Origin of the sequence: Brevibacillus sp. JNUCC-41 (assembly GCF_014844095.1) — a bacterium.
Classification (GTDB): Bacteria; Bacillota; Bacilli; order Bacillales; family DSM-1321; genus Peribacillus; species Peribacillus aracenensis.
Map to the genome: position 1 here is coordinate 4,907,651 of NZ_CP062163.1, position 19,492 is coordinate 4,927,142.

The window sequence follows — 19,492 nt, forward strand, 5'->3', positions numbered from 1 at the left end:
TTATTTCTCCCCCTCATTATTGCGTGTAATTGCTTGAGTCATAATCCGTTGTTGTTCATTTTTATGGACAAGTGGATCTCCCTCAGCCGGGCTTGATCTGCGCTTCCTTCCTATATATGTTACTGAAAGATTGCCAGGAGCCGCAGCATTTAGGCGAGGTTCAACAAATGTCCAAGCACCCATGTTTTTAGGTTCTTCTTGAGCCCAGAAGATTTCTTTAAGATTTGTATATTTTTTCAGGGCTTCTTGAACTCCAGTGAATGGGAATGGATAAATTTCTTCGATACTGATGATTTGCAACCAATCTGTATTTTTTTCAGTTGCCGCTTTTTCACGAAGTTCAACCGCCAATTTACCTGATGCAAATACAATGCGTTCAACCGATTTAGGTTTTTTGCCCAAAGCTTTGGTTTCTACGAATGATTCAAAAGAGCCTTCACTGAATTCTTCTGCTGTAGAAGCCATCACTTGATTACGAAGCATACTCTTCGGTGTCATGATGACAAGCGGACGTACTTGCTCTTGATCCAAAATCTTCGCTTGTCTTCTAAGGATATGGAAGTATTGAGCTGCCGAACTCAGGTTGGCAACTGTCCAGTTATTTTCCGCCGCTAATTGGAGGAAACGCTCCAGGCGGGCACTTGAGTGCTCTGGTCCTTGTCCTTCATAACCGTGTGGAAGCAGCATGACAAGACCTGATTTTTGACCCCATTTTGCACGGCCTGCCGCGATGAATTGGTCAAAAATCACTTGTGCTGTATTAGCGAAGTCACCGAATTGGCCTTCCCATAATACCAGTGTCTCAGGTGCAAATACATTATAACCATATTCATAAGCCAGAACTGCCGTTTCAGTAAGCGGGCTGTTATGAACAGCAAATGATGCTTTGGCAGTTTCTAGTGTGTGAAGTGGTGAATATGTTTTTCCGTTAACACTATCATGTAACATGATATTGCGTTGTGCGAATGTTCCGCGCTCTGAATCTTGTCCTGTCAAACGGATTGGAGTGCCGTCACTTAATATGGATGCGAATGCCAATGTCTCAGCATGAGCCCAATCAATTTTTCCGTCAGCACCAAAGGAATCCAAGCGACGTGATAAGATCTTTCCTAACTTTTTATTAGGAGTGAATCCTTCCGGCCACTTAACAAGTTCTTCGTTAATTGAAACAAGTTCTTGTTTAGGAACTGCCGTATCAATGGCTGGAAGTCCTTTTTCAATAATCCCAGGAGGATTACATTCTTTAGAAGCTTCCGGTTTATTTCCGGAAATTTTTGCATATGCATCTGCAAGCCTTGTATCCACTTGCTCAGCAATCGCTTTAACTTCAGCTTCAGTGAACTCACCGGATTGAATCAGTTTTTTTCCATAAAGCTCTTTAACGGTTTGGTGCTTATGAATTAATGCATACATTTCAGGTTGAGTCACCAATGGCTCATCCATTTCGTTATGGCCGAAACGTCTGTAACCGATCAGGTCGATCAAGAAATCCTTGTTGTATTTTTCACGATATAGGTTAGCAAGGTTCACAGCAGCCATACATGCTTCCGGATCATCTGCATTCACATGCACGATCGGCACTTCAAAGCCTTTGGCCAAATCACTAGCATATAGGGTTGAACGTGAATCTTCACTTTCCGTTGTAAAACCGATCATGTTATTGGCGATGATATGGATGGCGCCGCCAACTTGATAACCGCGTAAACGGCTTAAGTTAAACGTTTCAGGTACAATTCCTTCACCTGGGAATGCTGCATCACCATGAATCAGGATTGCAAGGGATTTGGAAATGTCTTGAACCGGGAATCCTTTTTCTGAACGGTCTTCTTGTGCCGCACGAGAATACCCTTCCACGATTGGACCGACTACTTCCAAGTGACTTGGGTTATTGGCAAGTGTAATCCTTGCTTTTTGTATATTTGATTTAGTTATCTGTTTATCCAGACCTAAATGGTATTTAACATCACCGGTCCATCCATTGTTAATGCCAGTTGAACCCTCTGAAGGAACCAGATCTTTATTCGGTGAATGTTGGAATTCAGAGAAGATGACCTCATATGGCTTTCCTAATACATGTGCTAGAACATTCAAACGTCCTCGGTGAGCCATGGCAATATTCACATTCCCAGTACCGCTTTGAACAGTTTGTGAAATCATTTCATCTAAAATCGGAACCAAAGCATCCAGTCCTTCAATAGAGAAACGTTTTTGCCCTACATATGTGCGGTGAAGGAATTTCTCGAAACCTTCGACTTCATTCAATCGTTTAAGTAATAGTTCCCTTTTCTCTTTAGTCACTTCCGGGAACATGTTTCCGGATTCGACCATATCAGTAAGCCATTGCTTTTCATCCAAGTCATTAACATGGTGAAATTCAAAGGCTATCGTTTTTGTATAGAGTTGTTTTAGGTATTGTACGGCTTCGTATCCGTCTTTCACGTCTTCAGGTGATTCCGGGCAAATAAAGTCAGCCGGTATTTTCCTTAAATCATCTGCAGTCAAGCCATATTTTTCAAAGTGAATTTGTTCAGTGTCCAGAGCTTCTTCTTTTAAAGGATAAATATTTGCAGCAAGATGTCCGTATGCACGGATATTTTCAGCTAACTTGACTGCAGACATAATTTTCTTCATCGGAAGAACTTCTCCAGCTTGTACAGTTGGCGCACTTCCAGTCGTTGTTTCTGCCGATACATCGAATGAAGGAGGACCTGCTACTTCAAAAAAGTTTTTCAGTTCCGGATCCACTTCTTCCGGGTTGGCTAGGAATAGATCGTATTGCTCCATGACATACCCAAGGTTTGGACCTGAAAAAGCTTTCCAGTGGTCTAATACCTTAGAATCATTGATGGTCATTTTGTAAACCCCCAAATTTTTCTCATAATTTTTTTCATTACGTTTTATCCATCCCCAAATTTCTTTCTTCTAAATTTCCCCCAAATATATGATATATATTAAGATATACAATAAATAACTTTGGTCATTGAATAATAAAATTTTAAAGGATAAAACGTTTTCAGATGTTATATTAACATGTTTTTGTCGAAATATCCAAAGGTTAAACTACTTTATGCAACCTTTTTGCAACTATATTTCTGTTTAATTCGTCAAAATACGCTTTTAATTGACTTTTTTGCTCATTTAAGTCTTTTTTTCGCTAAAAAAAGATTTTTGTATTTTTGTATAATGATTATTTTTCAGGTAAATTTAACTAGTCTGAAAGCCCTTTCAGCTCAATCAAACTTCCAAGCTGATAAACTTAGATTGCCATATTGAAAGCTCCTATGCAGGAGAGCTGCCTTTTTTTTGTCATCCCCTGACCCCATTGCGATGACCAATGGAACGAAATGCTCTTTGGAGGGCACAGCTTCTGTACTGTATGGGGCGAATCTTTCATACTCAAACAAGGATTGCAAATCCCAATTCATGATTTTCTCTTCGACCCAGTTCTCAAACTCGATTGCCCATCCTTCTGCAACATGCATATCCTCCTGTATTTGGGCGAAATTATGGACAATTCCACCACTCCCGATAATCAGGACATTACTTTCCTTTAATTCCCTCAATGTTTTCCCAATTTCATACTGCTTGTCCAATGGCAGTGCAGGACTAATGGACATAGATACGGTCGGGATGTCAGCTTCGGGATACATGATATGCAAAAGCCCCCATGATCCATGGTCCAGGGGGCGCCTATCATCAAGTTCCCCCAATACACCTATCCTGGACAATAAGGTTAAAATTCGATCTGACAGCTCAAGACATCCCCTGGCTGGATAAGTAATCTGAAATATTTCTTCAGGATACCCTGCAAAATCATAAATGACTTCATGCTTCCCTACTGCTGAAATCATTTGATCTTCGCTTTCCCAATGTGCTGACAAAATTACGATGGCAGCAGGTTTCTTCATAGTTTGCATATAATCCTTCAAAAAAGAAGTGTAGCCATTCTTTTCCAAAGCCAATAGCGGTGTTCCATGTGATAAAAACAATGATGGCATCATAGAAACGATAAATCCTTTCGCATTGTAATCTCAATACCCTATACCTTAATTTACTATAGATAAACATTGTGTTCATCAATTAAATTGCAATTTCGGGGTTGTCTCATCAATAGTATCGAAGGTATACCCTTCTTTTTTAAGAAATTCAATTATATCAGGCAATGCTTTCACTGTATTCTTCATACTATTGATATCATGCAATAAGATATTAACATGCTTTTGATTTTTCGTCCCTTTTTGTACGGCAGTAATGATTTGTTGTTCACTTATTGACGGACTGAAGCCATCTGTCGAGTCAATGGACCAATCAAAGTAAATATACCCTTTTTCCTTTAATTGTTGAAGGATTCCATTGATGATGGGTTTCGTTGCAGCCTGATGCCGCAGACGATTATTCGAGCCGCCAGGAAGGCGCACAATACGGCTTTTTATCCCATATTCCTTTTGCAGCATGGTTTCAAGCCTATTCAAATCTTGAAAGAAACTCTCAGTCGATCGATAAACGATGGAATAATCATGTGTATAAGAATGAAGGGCAATCGCATGACCCCGGGAAACCATTTCCCGATAACTTTCCTTTGCGTATGGTTCTTCATTCCCTTTAACGAAAAATGTGGCCTTAACATGATAGCCGTCCAAAATATCCAATATCTTCATGGTATTCAAAGATGGTCCGTCATCGAATGTCAAATAAGCGATTTTCTGATTTTCCTTACTTTTCAGGAGCGGTGTGATCTCTTCGGGAACCATTGCATGTACTTGAATGTTCTGGACATCCACAGCCAACAAAATAATAATGAAAGAACCCGCCATGAAAAGAAATAATTTCAGGAAATTATTCATAGGTGTTGCATCCCCTTCCTTTTGACCATTAAGATGTACCAATTAAGGGGTTTCATGCACTAAAAGGCAGCGGTAAAAAATACCGCTGCCTTTATTAAATGAGTTATCGATCGACATTGAAGTAACGGGCTTCAGGATGTGCAAAAACAATGGCTGACACGGAAGCCTCTGGTTCCATCATGAATCCTTCTGTCAATTCCACGCCAATATCCTGAGGTTGTAACAAGCGGAATAGCTTCTCCTGGTCTTCCAGATTAGGACAAGCAGGATAACCAAATGAAAACCTTTGCCCGGTGTACTTAGCGGCAAACCGCTCTTTCATGGACATTTCAATCGGATCGCTTATACCTAAATCATCCCGCATTAATTGATGAATTCTTTCTGCGAAACCTTCAGCTGTTTCGAGAGCAAGTGATTGAAGTGCGTGATTTTTCAAGAAATCGCCTTCAAGCTTTAGTTTTTCTGCCCATTTTCTAATCCCTTTTCCGGCAGTGACAAGGAAGAAACCAACATAATCCATTTGCCCGGAGGAGATTGGTTTCGCGAAGTCCGCTAAACAAAGATGCGGATTCGTATCTTGCCGGGGGAAGTCGAAAGTTTCCAAAACCTCGTTATGGTTTTCCGGGTTGTATACCAATAGCTTATCTCCTTCGCTTTGAGCAGGGAAAAATTGATAAACTGCATTCAAACCATAATCCGGTTCCATCTTTAGAAATTCAATCAATTCATCAACGAGATCATTAAGTTGCACTGCTTTTTCATTCCCTTGCTTAAGCAATTCGGACACTTTACCTTTTAACCCCAAATGATGTCCAATCAGCATTTGCCTATTAATATACGGCTGGATGACATCCAATGGATAGTTTTTCAGGACGTGACGCTTGACGTCACGCGGTATTTGAACAGGAGCATCGCTTAAAGGGGCAGCTGTGGACTGCTTCCGAACAGGTTTTTCCATCGTGGCAGCAATGGCGGCATTCGCTTTCGCTCTTTCCCGTTTCTCGACTAACTCTTCCAAGTACACCACTTTTTTGTCAGAGTCATGTAAAATATTCGTTACAGCCAAACCATCCATCGCATCTTTGGAATATAAAACCGGTCCTTCATATTCAGGTGATATTTTAAAATCGGTGAATTTACGGGATAATGCTGCCCCTCCCACTAAAATTGGGGTATTTATTCCCGCTTGCCTTAAATCCTGTGCTGTTAAAACCATTTGCTGTGCAGATTTGACAAGTAACCCAGATAGGCCAATGATAGTTGGCTCATGTTTTCGAACCTCTTCTATGATTTGTTGCGGTGCGACCTTTATTCCCAAATCAATGACTTCATAGCCATTATTGGATAGGATGATATCCACTAAGTTTTTCCCGATATCATGCACATCTCCCTTGACGGTCGCCAAAAGGATTTTCCCTTTCTTAGCACTATCTTCTGAGTTTTCCATTAGTGGTTCAAGGTGGGATACAGCCGCCTTCATCGCTTCAGCACTCTGGAGCACCTCTGCGACAATAAGTTGGTTGTCATTAAACAACCTCCCCACCTCACTCATGCCATCCATCAATGGTCCATTGATGATTTCCAATGGGTTGTCACCGCGCTCAATCGCTTCATTTAAATCATCAACCAATCCTTCTTTCGTTCCCTCGATAATATAGTTACCTAAACGTTCATCCAATGGCAGGATCACACCATTATCCTTCTTCTCCGCTTTTTTCCCGCGATAAAACTCGGTAAAAATCGCTAAAGTTTCAGTTGAAGTCTCAAATAGCAGTGCCTCAGCCAATTTCACTTCCTCTTCCGGTATCAGAGCGAAACGTTCAAGTTTTTCTGTATTCACGATAGCATAATCGAGACCCGCTTTTGTACAATGGTAAAGGAAAACTGCATTTAATATTTCCCTTCCCCTCGCTGGCAGACCGAATGAAACGTTAGAAATGCCAAGTATCGTTAGGCATTCCGGAAACTTTTCTTTAATCGCCTTTATTCCATTCACCGTTTCCAATGCAGATCCAATATATTGTTCATCCCCTGTGCCTACAGGAAATACAAGCGGATCAAAAATGATGTCACTTTTGTTCAGACCGTACTTATTAACGAGCAAATTCACAGACCGTGTAGCCACTTCCAATTTCCGTTCAGCATCGACTGCCATCCCAGTTTCATCAATGGTTCCTACGACAACGGCAGCACCATATTGATGGACTAATGGCACTATTTTTTCAAAGCGCTCTTCACCATCTTCAAGGTTTATGGAATTAATGATCGATTTTCCTTGTGAATGTTTTAATGCTTGTTCAAGCACGGCTTCATCCGTAGTATCGATGACCAATGGGACTTTCACTTTTTTGACGACCTCTTCCACAAATTCCTTCATATCGCCAAGCTCATCTCCATCAGGATCAGCAAGACAGATATCAATGACATGGGCCCCTTTTTTTACCTGGGAGCGTGCAATTTCGGCAGCTGGCTCATAATGCTTTCCGCGTATCAGCTCCTTGAATTTTCGGGAACCGATAACATTCGTTCTTTCACCTACGAATAAAGGCCGCATTGAATCATCATAAATTAGCGGCTCTATGCCCGATACGGCATGACCATGGGCTGTTTCCGTAATTGTACGGGGTTTCATGCCTTCGAGGACCCTGGAAAGTTCTTTAATATGTTCTGGTGTCGTACCACAACATCCGCCAATGATATTGATCCATCCCTTTTCGGCGAATTGCTTCATTTTCTCTGCCAGTGAAGTAGGTGACTCATGATAGTGGCCTTCTTCATCAGGGAGCCCGGCATTCGGATAACAGCTGATGGCGCTATTTGATATATCTGCAAGTGTCCTGATATGGTCTATCATGAATTCCGGCCCTGTTGCACAATTAAGGCCAACCGCAACGGGCTTCATATGTTCAACCGATAAATAGAAAGCTTCTATGGACTGGCCAGCAAGTGTAGTGCCCATCGGTTCGATTGTCCCTGATATGATGACAGGCACATCTTTTCCTGTTTTAGCGAATGCTGCTTTGATTCCGGAAAAGGCTGCCTTGACATTAAGCATATCCTGACAGGTTTCCACCAATAACAAGTCTACCCCGCCATCCAAGAGACCCAGTGCCTGTTCTGCATAGGAATCGGTTAAAATATCAAAAGTCGTTCCGCCCGTTACGGAAAGCGTTTTTGTAGTTGGACCCATCGAGCCAGCTACATACCTTGGCCATTCATCATTGGAGTACTTTTCACAAGCTTTAACGGCAAGCTCAGCTGAAATCTTATTAAGCTTGTAAGCAATAGTGCTTATTTGGTATTCCTCCAGTACGATGCTGGTCGCTCCGAAGGTATTTGTTTCAATGATGTCTGCACCCGCCGCTAAATATTTTTCATGAATGGATTGGATGATTTCCGGTTGCGTCAATGATAAATATTCATTGCAGCCCTCAAATTGTTCCCCTCCAAAATCCCCTGCCGTCAAATTCTCCGCTTGAAGCATGGTTCCCATCGCCCCGTCAAGAAGGAGTATTTTAGAATTCAACTGATCTTGAATCGCTTTTTTATTCATGTACTGCCACCTCTGATGTATGTTTACTATCGACTTTTCTAATATATTTCGTAAGTTCCGCCGTCATTTCATAGCGAAGGAACGGAGTGATTAAATATATGCCCTTGAATTTTTCCCTTGCCGCGTCCACTAGCTCTCGCGCTATATTCACTCCTTCAATCCTCGACTTTACAGGGTCATCCCCCGCTAACGCCATGGCTCTTCTAACGTTATCAGGCAATTTGATGCCTGGGATTTCATTATGGATGAATTCGGCGTTCCTGGTGCTGGTCAAGGGCATGATACCGATGAAGATCGGGGTTTCTAAATGTTTTGTAGCTTCATATACTTCTTCGATCTGCTCCACGGAATAGATTGGCTGTGTCAAGAAGGATTGGGCACCGCAGGCAATCTTCTTTTCCATTCTCAGTACCGCTTTATCCAGATATTTCACATTGGGATTAAACGCTGCAGCAATTTTGAAATTTGCCCGTTGGCCCAAACTTTGCCCCGAATAGGAAAGACCTTCATTAAATTGTTTGACCATACTTATTAGGTCAAAGGAAGATAAATCATAAACCGAAGTGGCGCCCGGGAAGTCCCCAATTTTTGAAGGGTCTCCGGTGATGATCAATATTTCGTTCAGGCCCACCGTCTGCAGACCCATTAAATGTGACTGCAGTCCAATCAAATTTCGATCACGGCATGTTATATGCACCATCGGCTCTATATTCAATTGGTTCTTAAGTAAATTAGCCAGTGCATCATTAGATATCCTTGGTGAGGCAAGCGAATTATCCGCTAATGTAACGGAATCGACCCCTGCTTTTTTCAAAACCTCGGCACCAGTCATGAAGCTCGCTATACCTAACTTTTTCGGTGGATCAAGTTCAACTAGAATCGTCCTTTCTGTTTTGGCCTTTTCGAACAGGGGACGTTCCAATTCTCTATCATTCACTTCAATTATTTCTATTTCACGGGATTTCGTGAATTTCTCTTTCACAGGAGCCAAACTTCCAATCGCATTCTTTACAGCTTGAATATGCAGCGGAGTCGTTCCACAGCACCCTCCTATGATCGCGGCACCCTGCTCACGAAGTTCTAGGGCACTTGAACCGAAGTATTCCGGCACAGCTTTATAGACGAGCCTTCCATCCACATAATCCGGGAGGCTGGCATTTGGGTATATGGCAATTGATGCTTGCTTTGGCAAACTCACTTCTTCCAAGGCCCGAATCATATGATGTGGACCGAGACGGCAATTCACCCCCACAACATCGGCACCCAATTGCTCAAGTTTTTGAAAGGCTTCATTTAAATGGATTCCATTTTGAAGATTTCCCAGTTCATGCATCGAAACATTTGCGATGATCGGCAGTCCAGTTTCATTTTTAACGATTTGCAGGACGGTTTCCAGTTCTTCCAGGTCATAAAATGTTTCCAAGAGAATTCCATCAGGGTTTTCCATCAAAAGACTGTATAGCTGTTCACGAAAACCCCGTTTTATCTCTTCCATGCTTAAATCCGATTTCCTGATGCTCCGCTGTGCCCCTATGGTACCGAAGACGTATGCCTTTCCTTTTGCCGCTTTTTTAGCAAGAATGACTCCCTGGCGATTGATTCTGCTTACCTCATCTTCCAGTCCATACCGTTTCAATTTGTTGAAATTGGCTCCGTATGTATTCGATTGAAGGATATCTGCACCAGCTTCCAAATAGGCACGGTGGATGGATTCTATTTGATCTGGGTTCGTGCAGTTTAATTCCTCATAGCATTGATCGATGCCATTTGAATATAATAAGGTCCCCATTGCCCCTTCCCCAACCAGTATTCTTTCTTTCACGTCTTTACGAAAATTCATCATTACATCCTCTCTCAAAAACAATCCTGTTTTTGTCGTATTCTATGAGTATGAGAGAAAAGGAAAAAAACCTTCTCAAAGAAGAAGGTTTTTTGAAACATTCTCCTCATCTATCAAGCTCTGCTTGCTGGATTTAGCACCTTTGCCTAAGCTGGTTGCTGAGGTTTCTTCGGGCCAGTCCCTCCACCTCTCTCGATAAGATCCATTTATATAATTTTCACAAGATTTCAAAATTTGATTATACTTAATTTACATTAATAATCTGTCAATTTCAATACCTGATCGACATTTTTTTCACTTTTGCAAAAATCATTCAACCTTTTGCAGCTTGAACCCTCTTCAGGATCCTTTGTTTCCAGTCTTCCGCTAACGAGTCTAGTGTAAGTAAAGCCTTTGCGCCTTCCAGCCCATCTCGTTTATGAAGGATTACCTCTGCTGCATAATGAACTGAAATTTTTTCCTGCAAACGATCTATCAGCACAATCTCGTTTTGTTTATTTATCGTTCCTTCTTGAAGTACTCGTGCAAAATAACCAGTTAAACTCGTTTTCAGCACGAGTTCCAAAAACTTAGGTTCTTGATTGAAATGGGAAATGGTCGAACAAGGTATCCTCCCCTGGTTAATTTGAACAATCACTTCGCCTATTTGATAAATATCGCCAATATATGTTGTTTCTTCTCTCATCCCCGCTACAGTTAAGTTTTCACCGAATGCAGGGATTTCCAGTTTTTTAGAGAATTTTTCATTCCATAATGAATAATGCTCAAAGGGGTAAAAGCACAAAACGCGATCAGGACCTCCGTGGAACTTTACATTACCAACCCCATCACCAATTATACCTGATTTAGTCACTGTCACATTTTCCTGTGCTTGTTTATCCATTGCTGAAAAGATTTCGATATTCGAAAAAATTTCATGCTTCGGCTTCCCGGCATGAAGTGCTTTGATTTTTCCATTTTCCATTTTGCATCTTCCATTCAAATATATTTTTTATCATCCTGTATGTATAAATTATACTAAAAATCCATTTATTCTGTAGTTATTTATAAGAATATGAAAATGCAAAAGCCTCATGAGCCGTTAAATGGGGGAAATATCATTGATTTCCAGAAAAATTCATAGGTTAGTTCAGTAATTTTGTTGCTATTTCAGAATTAAATATGGTAGAATATGAACACAATATATAGTCGAAAACTACAACCGTTCGCCTATATGTTGATTTTCACGATTGAATTCCTCATTGTCGCTCTTTAGGGAGCGAATTTTTTTGCCTTCATTTCCATCCACCATTTTCTATTAATCCCATTTTGTTTCTTACATCGTGATCCACTTACATATTTGCACTTTCCTTACCTATGTAAATCTCCCCTATTAATTCACTTTCCTTACCATTTAGAAAGCAAATTACCTTGCTAAAACAAGCAGAAAGCCGAGCGACATCATGTGTCTTCCGCTCAGCTTCCTGTTTAAGCTTGTTTCTTTTTTTTCGGTGCCACTTTCTTTCGGGTCGTCTTTTTCATTTCCGTTTCATCATGTTTCGTACGGTCAATGGATGCCTGTAAAGCCTCCATTAAATCGGTTACATTGTTGGAAACTGGTTCTTTTGTTTTGGCTGTAATCGTCGTCTGTCCTGCTTTCTTTGATTCAATCAATTCAAGCAACGCGGTTCGATAGTCATCGGTGTATTTTGCCGGATCGAAAGTAGTCGTTAATTGATCTATCAATAAAACGGCAGTATCGATTTCTTTTTTTTCAATCGTATCGTTGGCAGGAATATTCGGAACATCCGCTGTGGGGCGAACTTCATCCGGATAATGAATCGTTTCCATCACCAAGGTATTATCAACGACTCGGATTACTGCCATTTGTTCTTTAGAGCGGATGATGATTTTCGCTAACCCTACCTTATTCGATTCCTTGAGGGCCTGTCTCAAAAGGGAATAAGCTTTTATCCCTCCGTCATTAGGAGACATGTAATAACTCCGGTTAAAATAAATGGGATCTATTTCTTCAATTTTAACGAAATCCACGATTTCCACGGCTTTTTCTTCGTTTTGTTTTTTCAGTTGTTCTAGTTCATTGTCTTCCAATACAACAAACTTTCCCTTTGTATACTCAAAAGCGCGGACTATATCATCCTTCCCCACTTCTTTCTGGCATACCGGACAAACCTTTTCGTATTTAATCGGTGAATGACATTCCTTATGCAACGTCCTCAAAGAAATATCCTTATCCTCCGTAGCAGCATGAAGTTTGATCGGAATGTTCACCAAACCGAATGATATGCTCCCCTTCCACATCGTATGCATATTCGTCACCTCATAACTTATTTTTAAAGAGAAGAACGATTTTATTATTCCCCTTTGTTCAAAAAAAACCGAAAAAATAATTGCCAACTCTAACACTTCGTTTTTTTGGCAAAATAATCTTAACCAATTATTTGCGGAGGTAAATACAAAAAATGAAACCGATGCTGCCTACCTATTACCCTGAAGCCCCCAATTCCAAGGATTGGCGTTATGAAGTCAAATATGACGGCTTTAGGGCTATTTTAACGATAGACTCCGATACCATTAGCATTTCGAGTCGGAACGAAAAGGAATTATCACCACAATTCCCGGAAATCATTGCTTACATCAAAAATCTGCACCTGAAAGACTATCTCCCGCTTCGGTTAGATGGCGAATTGGTCTGGCTTACCAATCAGGCGAAAGCCGACTTTTTTCAAATACAGTGGCGAGGACGCCTTGGGAAACAATCCTTAATTTCAGAAAATGCCCGTTTTTCCCCATGCCGGTTCATAGCGTTTGACCTGCTTAGCATCAGCGGAAAAAACGTAGCAGCTAAACCCATGGAAGAAAGAAGGGAATTGATGTTGAATATGGGGGCAAATCTTGGCTTTCCTATGCCCCCTGATCCCAACGATAAGGCTTTGATACAATTAATAGAGAGTTTTGACATATTGGATAATGCCTTGAATAAGGTCACCCTATTAGATGGCGAAGGGGTTGTCGCCAAGGAAATTCGTGGGACTTGGCAAGAAGGGAAACGTACTGCCTCATGGATCAAGGTGAAAAATTGGAAGACCGTTTCTTGTTTCATTACAGCATTGCATAAAGAAAATGGTTACGTTTCCCTCGCAGTTTTCAAAGAAGGTGCCGTAACCAAAATCGGAAGTGTTAAAAATGGACTGAGTCCTCAAGATAAAAGGATATTGCATGAACTGATCAAGCAAAATGCATCAGACGAGGACACACAATTTTTTTATATCCATCCATCCATTTGCATCGAAGTCCAATTCTTGCACGTGTATGAGGAGAATGAATTGCGTGAGCCTCAATTTTCACAATGGCTTTTACAAACGGCTCCCGAAGAATGTACCTGGGAGAAATTCGTGCTAGGTCAATATACATTTCCAGATTCTGTGCAAATAACTTCCAGGGATAAACCGCTTTGGATAACAGGAAATAAAAAGGTGATAAAGGTTGAATACCTCCATTATTTACGGGAGGTTTCAGCTTTCTTCTTACCCTTCTTGAAGAATAAACTGCTTACGACGATCCGCTATCCTCATGGCACTTTGGATAAAGAAAGATTTTTCCAGAAAAACAAACCTGATTATGCACCGTCCTTTATTAAAACGTTCATTGATGAAGATATCGAGTATATGCTATGTGACGATATTGAAACGCTTCTTTGGTTCGGCAATCAACTTGCATTGGAATTCCATGCGCCATTTCAGAAAGCGGGTAAAACACGCCCCGACGAAATCGTCCTGGACTTGGATCCTCCTTCCATCGAATATTTCTCCTTAGCGATAAAGGCCGCACAGGAAATAAAGAAGGTGATGGATTCATTAAGGATAAAAGCTTTTGTAAAAACTTCAGGTAACAAAGGACTGCAAATACACATCCCACTGCCTGTAGACACATTTACTTATCAGGAGACACGCATTTTCACTGACTTTCTCGGTGACTACTTATCAAGTTCCAACCCAAATGATTTTACAACGGAAAGGATGAAAATAAATCGGCATAATCGACTTTACTTGGACTTTGTGCAGCATAGTGAAGGAAAAACCATCATCCTTCCTTATTCCCCGCGGGGAAATTCTTTCGCTGGTGTGGCTACACCTTTGTTTTGGAAGGAAGTGGACGAAAATCTCCAATTAAAGGACTTTACGATTGAAACCATACCAAGCAGAATAAAAAAGGAAGGGTGTGCATTTATGGATTACAGACTCATCGATAATGGACCAGCCTTTTTGGAAGTATTGTCGTTCCTAAAACAAAAAAAGACCAACAGCTGATTGGTCTTAGCGAGTTTAAAATGAACCGTTGATCCCCCTCACCAGGCACTCTTTCTGGGACGCACTTTTCTAAGTAGGAGTCCCCTGACTTCCGGTCCGGATCAACTGGAATGGTCTTTTGATTACATTACTAAGAGGTTTTTAAATGAGAAAACTGCAGGCAAACTCTCTTCTTCGAGTTTGCTGCAGTCTGGAAATTTTTTATAATTTTGTTTTCAAATAACTTTGAACTTCATCCTGAAGCTTGGCATATAAGCTTGTTTCCAATTCAAAATCCTCTTTTTCAAGCACTTCAAATTTTTCAGGCTGATCTAGGTCCATTTCAATCGATACCTTGAATTCATAGGTTGCGTTCCCGATTAAATCAATTGAATACTTTTGGCTTTCATCATCATGGTGGACCACGCATTTAACTTTTCCGCCGTTATTGTAGACAGATATTTCACTTTCCAACGCATTTAATCCAACAGAGCATGTTACTAGGCTTGAAGCTGACATCGCCGTTCCACACGCATTCGTGAAGCCTACCCCCCGTTCGAATGTCCGCACATAAATGCTCCCTGGTTCCAGCTCTTTCACGAAGCTGACATTGACACCATCAGGGAAAAGCTCATTCGGTTGATTGACCTTTGTTGAAAGTTCATCCTGCAAACCACTTTGCAAAACCTCACTATCAACCAGCGTGATCAAATGTGGATTAGGAACCGCCAATGCCGAAAATAATAGGGTATCATGAAGTTCCGGCAATAATTCGTTTTGCAACTGTTCTTTAGCCAATACAAGAGGTAGATCCTTCACATTAAAACTCACCGGTGAAATTTCCACCTTGAAAGTCGGAATTCCCTCATAAATATCTTCCGTTTTTTCCACGAGTAGATTTGCCTTCATGGTTTCCACAATCATTTTATCGAGTCCTAGAACGTCGTTCGCGTAACGTGCAACACAGCGAAGTCCATTGCCGCACATCGAGGCTTCCGATCCATCCGCATTAAAAACACGCATCCGGCAATCAGCATGTTCACTTTTCATTACGAACAAAATACCATCCGCCCCAAGCTTTTCCCTATTGCATAGGGCCTTCGCGAAATTTTTCCGCTCTTCTTCAGTAAACGTCAGGGTCGTAGTCAATTCATCAATGATTAAGAAATCATTTCCTGAACCATGGCTTTTTAAACCTTCAATAATCATCCTGTCACATCCTCTAATATGCTGCTTGTCATTTATCATTTTTTTAATATTCTATATCATAGCATTTTCAAGATGGATGTGTCATCGCGTAAATCACAATATATCTATTTTTTCCGAAGAAAAAACCAATAAGAAGAGCGGTTGGAATGAGAATTAACTCCTTCCAACCGCTCTATTGAATTATTAACCGATCATACCAATGATGAAATAGACGATAAACATTCCGGCACTCACATACATCGGGGCTGACACTTCTTTCGCTTTTCCGGTTACCAGTTTCAAGAACGGGTACAGGATGAAACCGAATGCCATTCCATCGGCAATACTGTATGTGAAAGGAATGATCGTGATGATCATGATTGCAGGTATGCTCTCGGTTAAATCGCTGAAATCCAGCTCTTTTATATTTCCGAGCATCAAAATGCCAATGATGATTAAGATGGGGGCAATGGCGCTATCAGGGATTACTTTAATCACCGGTATAAATAGAAGTGATAGAATGAATAGCACGCCCGTCACCACGGAAGTAAAACCAGTTCTGCCTCCTGATGCGATTCCAGCTGCCGTTTCAACTGTAGCAACGGTAGGACTCGAACCGAATATACCTGAAAACAGAACGGACACACTTGTCGCCTGCAGCGACTTTTTATAGGCATCCTGGCGGTTTATGCTATCTACATGCCCGTGTACAAGACCAATATTTTCAAAAACAAGAACCATCGTCATTGCAAATACACTTATCCAGAATTCAATCCGGTTCGCTTCCAAGAACGATAATGAAAAGAAGAGATCGCCGTAGGAAGCTGTGTCAATGCCTGAAAAATGGATTTTTGAAAGTTGAACCGTCCCGAACCAATAAGCAATGAGGCTGCCTGCCAGGATGGTAATCATGAAATTACCGGGGACATTTTTGATGAACAGAGTGATTGCCAGCAAAAAGGTCAACACCGTTGCACACACCGCTGGATCGCTTAAATCTCCCAGTGCGACGATAGATGATGAACCTCTCGTGATTATCCCGCCCTTTTCGAGACCGATTAGCATCAAGAATAAGCCAAGACCGACAGATATGGCTTCTTTTATCGACCTTGGAATCGAATCACTGATTAACTTAGAGTATTTTGTAAAAGCGATGACTACAAAAATGACCCCTGAGGTAAATACAGCACCCAATGCCGATTGCCAAGATAGACCCATCCCTTGAACCATTGTATAAGCAAATAGGGCATTTACGCCCATTCCTGGAACGAGGAGGATTGGGACATTCGCCCAAAGTCCTATCATGACACAGCTTAAAGCAGATAAAAGAATCGTCGCAATCACTGCACCATTAATCGGAATGCCCGCTTCCGATAAAATCAGGGAATTCACGATGAGAATATAGACTATTGTAAAATAGCCGACCACTCCAGCAAGGATTTCACGTTTTCCATTCGTTCCATAGTCGGAAAAATGAAAAAACGTTTCCAAGTTTAATTTCTTCATGATGTATCCTTATTAAATTTGTCCCTCGCCCACCCGTTTGTATTAGTGACAAACTACACTTGGCGATTTTAACAAAAAAAAGGATAAAAATAAATAGTAAAGATCAAAATTTGAAAAAAACTGTCGGAAATAATCCCGACAGCCTTGTTGAATATATTATTTTTGTCCTTCCGCATACCCATCGACTACCAATTCCAGCTTCCCTGTATCAGGTGAAATGATAAGACCATGAACAGGAATATTTTTAGGAATCAAAGGGTGTCCTTTAATCACTTCCACACTTTTCTTACAACTTTCATAAACATCATCAAATCCGCGAAGCCAACTGCGAATATCTATTCCTGAAGCTCCAAGGGTATCGATGGTGCTCTGTGGAATATCACGTTCGAGCATCTTCCCTACTACAGAATCAGCATCCACTGATGCCATCCCGCAATCATGGTGAGGAATGACCAATACTTCATCTGCCTTTAGCTCATAAACGGCAACAAGGATACTCCGCATGACACTTCCGAAAGGATGGGAGACGATTGCCCCGGCAGTCTTCAGGATTTTGACATCGCCATTTTTGACATTCAAGGATTTTGGCAATAGTTCAACGAGTCGTGTGTCCATACAGCTTATGATGACCATACGTTTCTCAGGGAACTTATCCGTTCTATACTTGACATATTCGCCTTTTTCTACAAACTGTTCATTAAAATCAAGAATCTCATTAAGTAAACTCATATTTACCACCTTTAATTTAAGTATTTAATCTATGTATTCCACTAAGATTATATCAAATATTTAAAAGATTTGCTAAAGAGTAACCTTAGTCAATTTGAACGATGATTTAAAGTGGCTGCACAGAAGCCCAAGACGATGATTTTAGGAATTTTATCAACTTTTGATGAAAATGAAAGTATGGGTGTATTTGTCTTGAATCGTTTCCCCCACTCCAAAGGCATCCAGCCCTCTTGGTATGAAACGATTTTTTCCCCTTCTTTTGTGGAAATCTCGAATGAATTCACACTTCCCGGCGTTTCAATGGGCATCCATTCCGTACCATCTTCCTTATATATCATTCCATTAATCTTTAAGAATGACCGATTTTCTTGATACGATCCAATAATGCCACCCTGATCATCCATGATCGTCAATTTATTGAAAAGTCCCCTTTTAATATGGTACTTAGCCAACAATCGCCCCTCATGGTCCACCAGTTCATAACGCTTGGCCAGGAGCATCGACAAGAAATTGGGTATCATCCACATGAACCACTTCATATTCAAATCCCGTACCTCGCCCATTAGAGACCCATCCGGTGCAAAAAGAAGGAGGCGCAATGTCGGTGCTGGCATAAAGGTCAACAAAACATGTTCATTTTTAAATAACCCGGGATTTGTCCCGATGTGTTCATCAGGCAATTCCTTCAATCTATTTTCATATATACGATGACTGACAAATTGGGCAATGCTAATGAAAATAAAAGGAGACGTTATCAATAATATATTGCCCGGAATCATTTTAAAAATATGACAAATGAAAAATACAATGGCCAAAAGAAGTGATATCCAAGATGCATGAAAATTTGAATTGCTTGTTTTCTGATAATATTCACGTATATTCATATCCTGCTCTGCTCCTCACTCCTTACAAGAAAGATTGCCGCAACGAACATTGATCTGCAGTACCACAAACCGCCCGGCATCCACTTCCTAAAAGTGCATTGAAGTAGTTATCATAATACTTTATTCGCTTTAATGTGATCTATTCCTTTTTTAATGTAGGTCAATTCCCAACTTGGTTCATATAAAAAAGGACTCCTAATTGAACGGAATCCTTTTTACATCATTACTATAAAATCCTGAAAATCAACGGGAACCTATAATCCGTTCCTTCATAAGCCCTAATGGCAGCGATGATGGTGAATACGACTAAAGCTATCCCGATAACCGGCAATAGCAAGAATCCAACCAATACTATAGTGAGTATCCCTGCAACTATTGAATATACGGTGTAGGAAATGAAAAAATTCAGGTATTCCCTTCCGTGATAATCCACAAATTGTGACGAGTCCTTCTTCAATAACCAAATCACTAAAGGACCGATAAATGCTGTAAAAAAGCTGATCACATAAATAAGGGCAGCAAACACTCTTTCATCTTTAGTAGGCATAGTGTCTTCTCCTCCTTTCTCATATGAATAATTACGAATCAAATGCAAAATAGTTTCATTTTTCCTCTCATTATATTCGAAAAAAGTAAATTAGGACTGCCTTTTCTTTATA

13 protein-coding genes and 1 riboswitch are annotated in these 19,492 nt (G+C 40.7%); of the genes, 1 reads left to right on the forward strand and 12 read right to left on the reverse strand.

Annotated elements, in window-relative coordinates:
- From JNUCC41_RS23690 to JNUCC41_RS23720, 7 genes are all read right to left on the reverse strand, one after another.
- Positions 1-2,853 (reverse strand): 2-oxoglutarate dehydrogenase E1 component, encoded by a 2,853-nt coding sequence (locus tag JNUCC41_RS23690; RefSeq protein ID WP_192205124.1) that lies wholly within the window; start codon positions 2,851-2,853, stop codon positions 1-3.
- A gap of 377 nt (positions 2,854-3,230) precedes the next feature.
- Positions 3,231-4,001 (reverse strand): dioxygenase family protein, encoded by a 771-nt coding sequence (locus tag JNUCC41_RS23695; protein WP_192205125.1) that lies wholly within the window; start codon positions 3,999-4,001, stop codon positions 3,231-3,233.
- Between the two features lie 75 nt (positions 4,002-4,076).
- Positions 4,077-4,844 carry a polysaccharide deacetylase family protein gene (locus JNUCC41_RS23700; protein ID WP_192205126.1) on the reverse strand — a complete coding sequence of 256 codons (768 nt, stop codon included), beginning with the start codon at positions 4,842-4,844 and terminating at the stop codon, positions 4,077-4,079.
- Between the two features lie 103 nt (positions 4,845-4,947).
- On the reverse strand, positions 4,948-8,397 hold the full coding sequence (gene metH / locus JNUCC41_RS23705) for a methionine synthase (protein WP_192205127.1): 3,450 nt from the start codon (positions 8,395-8,397) through the stop codon (positions 4,948-4,950).
- Positions 8,390-10,237, reverse strand: a complete 1,848-nt coding sequence (locus tag JNUCC41_RS23710) for a bifunctional homocysteine S-methyltransferase/methylenetetrahydrofolate reductase (RefSeq protein ID WP_192205128.1) — start codon at positions 10,235-10,237, stop codon at positions 8,390-8,392. Before JNUCC41_RS23710 ends, metH begins: the two co-directional genes overlap by 8 nt.
- A 103-nt stretch (positions 10,238-10,340) precedes the next feature.
- Positions 10,341-10,439, reverse strand: a riboswitch (SAM riboswitch).
- A gap of 111 nt (positions 10,440-10,550) precedes the next feature.
- Positions 10,551-11,201, reverse strand: coding sequence for an MOSC domain-containing protein (locus JNUCC41_RS23715; protein ID WP_192205129.1), 651 nt, complete (start codon positions 11,199-11,201; stop codon positions 10,551-10,553).
- Positions 11,202-11,704: 503 nt separating this feature from the next.
- Positions 11,705-12,547 carry a non-homologous end joining protein Ku gene (locus JNUCC41_RS23720; RefSeq protein WP_192205130.1) on the reverse strand — a complete coding sequence of 281 codons (843 nt, stop codon included), beginning with the start codon at positions 12,545-12,547 and terminating at the stop codon, positions 11,705-11,707.
- A 152-nt stretch (positions 12,548-12,699) separates the two neighbouring features.
- Between JNUCC41_RS23720 and ligD the strand changes: the two genes are divergently transcribed.
- Complete coding sequence (ligD, locus tag JNUCC41_RS23725) at positions 12,700-14,547, forward strand: DNA ligase D (RefSeq protein ID WP_192205131.1); 1,848 nt, start codon at positions 12,700-12,702, stop codon at positions 14,545-14,547.
- 201 nt (positions 14,548-14,748) lie between these two features.
- On the opposite strand, the gene dapF is transcribed toward ligD, so the two are convergent.
- The 5 genes from dapF to JNUCC41_RS23750 all read right to left on the reverse strand — a co-directional run bounded on the left by dapF (position 14,749) and on the right by JNUCC41_RS23750 (position 19,380).
- Positions 14,749-15,735 carry a diaminopimelate epimerase gene (gene dapF, locus JNUCC41_RS23730; RefSeq protein ID WP_192205132.1) on the reverse strand — a complete coding sequence of 329 codons (987 nt, stop codon included), beginning with the start codon at positions 15,733-15,735 and terminating at the stop codon, positions 14,749-14,751.
- A gap of 183 nt (positions 15,736-15,918) precedes the next feature.
- A complete protein-coding gene (locus tag JNUCC41_RS23735) occupies positions 15,919-17,220 on the reverse strand; it encodes an NCS2 family permease (protein ID WP_192205133.1) in 1,302 nt (433 codons plus the stop codon).
- Between the two features lie 156 nt (positions 17,221-17,376).
- The gene (locus JNUCC41_RS23740; protein WP_192205134.1) at positions 17,377-17,949 is read right to left on the reverse strand and encodes a beta-class carbonic anhydrase; all 573 of its coding nucleotides are present in this window, start codon (positions 17,947-17,949) and stop codon (positions 17,377-17,379) included.
- Between the two features lie 89 nt (positions 17,950-18,038).
- Complete coding sequence (locus tag JNUCC41_RS23745) at positions 18,039-18,833, reverse strand: hypothetical protein (protein WP_192205135.1); 795 nt, start codon at positions 18,831-18,833, stop codon at positions 18,039-18,041.
- A gap of 226 nt (positions 18,834-19,059) precedes the next feature.
- Positions 19,060-19,380 carry a DUF4870 domain-containing protein gene (locus JNUCC41_RS23750; protein WP_192205136.1) on the reverse strand — a complete coding sequence of 107 codons (321 nt, stop codon included), beginning with the start codon at positions 19,378-19,380 and terminating at the stop codon, positions 19,060-19,062.
- Positions 19,381-19,492 lie beyond the last annotated feature (112 nt).